This window comes from Mycobacterium sp., assembly GCF_032159765.1.
Classification (GTDB): domain Bacteria; phylum Actinomycetota; class Actinomycetes; order Mycobacteriales; family Mycobacteriaceae; genus Mycobacterium.
The window spans coordinates 1-4,102 of record NZ_JAVHWM010000209.1; the positions used below are offsets into that span (position 1 = coordinate 1).

A 4,102-nucleotide genomic window follows, 5' to 3' on the forward strand; every position below is an offset into this window, starting at 1 on the left:
CTGCGGGTGAGTGGAATGCGAATCTGCTAGCGAATGTCGCGCCGACAGCCCGTGACGAGGAGGGCAGGGCCGATCCAGGCAAGAATCCGGATCTCGATTACCTGCTGAGGGGCACGGTGAACGACACGACTGCTCGGCGGATGGGGGGAGTGGCCGGGCATGCGGGGGTGTTCTCGACGGCGCAGGATGTCGGTGTTTTCGCGCAGGCGTTGCTGGATCGGCTGGCGGGGCGGCCGAGTGAATTCCCTTTGGAGCGATCAACTTTGGAGTTGATGACGAGCCCGCAGCAGCCGGGAAATGCGGCTGGACAGGTCGAAGCGGCGAACGCTGCGACGCGAGAGGCGGTGGCAAAGAGGCCGAACACGACGGACCCGCTGTTGGCGCCGAGGTATCCGGCGATCAATGGGCAGAATCTGCGCGGCTATGGCTGGGATATCGACACGGGCCAGTCGACGACGCGGGGGATGGTGTTTCCGGTCGGGAGCTTCGGGCACACGGGCTTTACGGGGACGTCGGTGTGGATCGACCCGGGCTCGGACACGTACGTCGTGCTGCTGTCGAACTCGATACATACGCGGGGGAGTCCGCCGATGACGAAGTTGCGGGGTGAGGTGGCGACGGCGACGGCCCGGGCGCTGCGGCTTTACGGCAGCGGGTGATGGCGTCTGTGCGGATTCCGACGTGCAGACAGCGGCCGGTCGCTAGGCTCCCGAGTGTCAGCATCAGGATGAATCGGGGAGCCACCATGGGTGAGGACCGTCAGGCAAGGCGAGCTCAAAGGCAGGAAGATGAAGACGACGCACGTCGGTTGCGGGAGTTCCCGGCGTTTTCGAGGTTCTCCGATGGCGACCTGGAGAAGATCGCGCTGGCAACGCATCGGACCAGGACGTCGGGGCCGTGGCCGCTGATCCAGCAGGACACCCCGTCGGATTCCTGCTACATCCTGCTCAGCGGTGAGGCGGGCGTGTATCTCGGCAATGAGCGGATCGCGGTGGTGGGGCCGGGTGAGGTGATCGGCGAGTCGGCACTTCGGCAAGGGAAGCTGCGGACTGCGACGGTGACGACAACGGGGCGGGCGGAAGTGCTGCACATCGGGCGCGACGAGCTCAGTCAATTGCTCCGTGAGGTACCTGCACTGCAAGAGGTGATGGACGAGACGGTCGCGCGGCACGTGTCGTAGGCGGCAGCGGCCGGTTCGAGTTCATCCGAAGTGATGAACGGTGGCACATGGGGAGTGTCGCTAGGTGCTTGACCGCCCATCTACCCCACGCTTATTACGGTGCGCAGACGAGTTGAAGATTTAGGCACCAGCGGTAGGTCGGCAGTGCGCCCGCTACTCGTCCCCCTCTGAACCTTGATTTCCGGTGAATGACTGCAGCAGGTCAACGATCTGCTGTTGCCCGGCTGCCGTGGCATCGAGCTTGCCGCGGACCTCCATGAATCCTCGGTCGAGCTTTACAAACTCCTGGTTGATCTTCGCGAATTCTTGATCAACCTTTGCGAACTCTTGATCCATGTGGACCCGGAGGTCGACGAAGTCATCACGGAGCGCATTGAAGCTCGCTGTGGTCGAGGACCGGAGAGCAGCGAAGTTCGCCGCAGTGTCTGCGCGAAAGTCGCGAAGTTCCCCGCTGAGCGCGCCGACGTCGCGGTCGGCCGCCCCTGCGAGCACGCGCGCTGCCGCCGCGTCCTGCTCGCTTGCCTGCACTCGACCGGCCAGGTCACGCACCTGATGTTCAAGAGCGGTGACTCGCGACTCGAGATTGCCGGGCTCCACGTGCCGAGCATACTGGCGGTCGTCGCAACGCCAGCGCATCAGTTTTGCCGATTGCCGATTGCCCTAGCCAGCATCAACCCACGTGCAGTTGGTTACTCCAGACCAAGGGCATGGCGCAGCCGCTCAGCGCTCATGCGTCCGGGGTGCCGTGCCGGACCACCGATGCGACGGCGCCCTCCGTGTTCCCGAACTGGACGTGGTTGCGGGCATCGACAGCGCCGAGAAGCTGATCCGCGAGCGGGTATTCGAGAGCCTCGAAGACAGCCCGGCCGGACACATCGCCAACCTTGCGGGGTTGTTGGCGCCTGTCGCGCCCGGGTTCGCGGTTAGCCCCGATGCCTTGGGAGACTGTGGAGTGCGCACGACGAAGGCCGAGTGGTCTCGCTTCCTCAGCGCGTGCGACCTCGTGCGATCCGTCGATGCTGAGTCGGCCTAGCCCCACACCGAGCGCCCCGACTTCGCCTCTCCTTCAGCCACATTCGCGGATGGCGGCCAACGTGACCCCATCTATCAGCCGTGGTGTCGGGGACATAGTGCGTCGTGCCCACCTGTGCGCGATTTTCAGCGACTTTGTCGGTGGAGTCGCTGAAAGTCGCTGCTATGCGGGCACCAACGCAGTCGATGTCACGAGGTCTCGCCCCCCACGCGACGGCTGGTCCGCCACCGCCGAACCATCGGACGGTGATTCTGATAAGCGACGCGAGCCGCTACGCCACGGAGCAGAGTGTGCTCGCCGTTAGCTCACCGCTTCCGATCAGGGTGGGATTTTTCTGAAGGTCCCGTAGATCGTTTAGCCACATTTTCGCCTTAGCGGCTGGCACTTTGCTCTGCCCCGCAACCCATTTCACGGCCTCATTGTATGAGGAGACCTTAGACAAGTCGTACATGTTTTTTGCCGTGCAGCCCGCCTCGTACAGGTCCTTTCGTTGTTCCTCGCTAAGGCTCCCCAGGCCGGAAAACATCTCGTCGAGCTTGCTAGCCACGGCCGACTCGTTGAAGGCGTGATTTGTAGCGGCTAACTCACGCGACAACCCCTGCACGAAACGCTCCCCCGCCACGACTCCGCGCCCTCCGCAACCGGTCAACCCGAACGTCGCTCCTACCATCAGCGCTACACAACACAACAACGCCCGTCGACCCATGACAGCCTCCCCAGCTCAAGGTCAATCCGTACAGAACAGACGAGTGTGACACCGTTCTTCATTCCGCGGGTGCGAACTGGAAAGGTCACCTTATGGCGCTGAGGGTTGCGCCCCGGTCGCCGATGATGAGGTTCCCGTCCGAGGTCAACGCGGGGTAACAGTCCACGGGCGCACCAAGATTGATGTCGAACAACCTCGAACCGCCCGCGTCGATGCCGATGACATGCCCCGCCTGGGTGCCGGCGTACACGCGGTACTGCGCGTCGACGACCGTCGCCGTCCAGATCTGCGCCGTCGTCGCCCGGTACACCGCGGCTTCCGACCCGTCGCTCACCCGGAACACGTGCACCGTCCCGCTGTGGTCCGCGACGTACGCCAAGCCGGTCTCCGTCACCGACGGCGACGAGTAGGTGATCACGCGCGCCGCGTTCCACAGCGGTGTCCCATCCGGCCGGTACGCCCACTCCCGCCTTCCGTTGGTGCCCAACAGAGCGGTCCCATCGGCGGCTACGCCCGCCGAGACCTCGCTGATGTCGTCTCCCGGGTCTGCGCGCCAGGCGATTTCGCCGCGCGCGCCCTTGTCGTCGATCGCGATGAGCGCGGAGTCGGCCGTGGTGTACAGCCGCCCGCCGCCCGCGATCACGACCGAGCCATACGAGACGGCGCCGACCTTGACCGTCCAGGCGACGACGGGCTCGCCTTGCGGTGGGACGTCGATGGCGCTCACGACGCCGGCTGTGTCACCGACGTAGATCCGACGCCCGTCGGCGCTCGCCGGCGACGTCGGCTGTCCTGCAGTGGGCATCGACCACGCCTTCTCGCCCTTCGCGGAAAGCATGAGCACTTCGTGTCCCGGTGTCGGCCACACCACCCGGCCGTCGGGCAGCACCAACGCCGATACCGACAGATCGTCGTCGGGATGCGTCTGCTTCGAATCAAAGGTCCACAGGTCAGCGCCCGTCGATGGGTTAAGTGCGTGCAGTACACCAGCATTCGAGGACGCAAAGATCGTGCCGTCCGGACCGACCACCGGGCCCGGCGTCACCGCTCCTTCCAGACGCCGCTGCCACCGCAGCACTCCCGCCGTCGGCCCCGCCGAGACTGACGCACCGCTGTGTCTGCTGTCGTGCAGGGCCGCCGGCCACGGCGCCCACGTCGGAGCGCTGGGTGCTGCTGCGGGAGG

Annotated in this window: 6 protein-coding genes; 3 read left to right on the forward strand and 3 right to left on the reverse strand. The window is 65.1% G+C overall.

Annotated elements, in window-relative coordinates:
* Together QOH60_RS26845 and QOH60_RS26850 are read left to right on the forward strand one after the other, a co-directional pair.
* Positions 1–659 (forward strand): serine hydrolase (locus QOH60_RS26845; RefSeq protein WP_526424925.1); only part of this gene is annotated, 659 nt, incomplete at its 5' end.
* Positions 660–745: 86 nt separating this feature from the next.
* On the forward strand, positions 746–1,180 hold the full coding sequence (locus tag QOH60_RS26850) for a cyclic nucleotide-binding domain-containing protein (RefSeq protein WP_526424926.1): 435 nt from the start codon (positions 746–748) through the stop codon (positions 1,178–1,180).
* Between the two features lie 153 nt (positions 1,181–1,333).
* Here QOH60_RS26850 and QOH60_RS26855 read toward each other — a convergent pair whose 3' ends face one another.
* Positions 1,334–1,777, reverse strand: coding sequence for a hypothetical protein (locus QOH60_RS26855; protein WP_526424927.1), 444 nt, complete (start codon positions 1,775–1,777; stop codon positions 1,334–1,336).
* A gap of 148 nt (positions 1,778–1,925) precedes the next feature.
* Between QOH60_RS26855 and QOH60_RS26860 the strand changes: the two genes are divergently transcribed.
* The gene (locus tag QOH60_RS26860) at positions 1,926–2,213 is read left to right on the forward strand and encodes a hypothetical protein (protein WP_526424928.1); all 288 of its coding nucleotides are present in this window, start codon (positions 1,926–1,928) and stop codon (positions 2,211–2,213) included.
* Positions 2,214–2,484: 271 nt separating this feature from the next.
* Here QOH60_RS26860 and QOH60_RS26865 read toward each other — a convergent pair whose 3' ends face one another.
* Both QOH60_RS26865 and QOH60_RS26870 read right to left on the reverse strand, forming a co-directional pair.
* Positions 2,485–2,760 (reverse strand): hypothetical protein, encoded by a 276-nt coding sequence (locus tag QOH60_RS26865; protein WP_526424929.1) that lies wholly within the window; start codon positions 2,758–2,760, stop codon positions 2,485–2,487.
* Between the two features lie 244 nt (positions 2,761–3,004).
* Positions 3,005–4,102 (reverse strand): BamB-related PQQ repeat family beta-propellar protein (locus tag QOH60_RS26870; protein ID WP_526424930.1); only part of this gene is annotated, 1,098 nt, incomplete at its 5' end.

What these genes read in the sequence shown, in the direction of transcription:
- QOH60_RS26850 (WP_526424926.1), top strand. Translation starts at nt 746, where the DNA reads ATGGGTGAGGACCGTCAGGCAAGGCGAGCTCAAAGGCAGGAAGATGAA.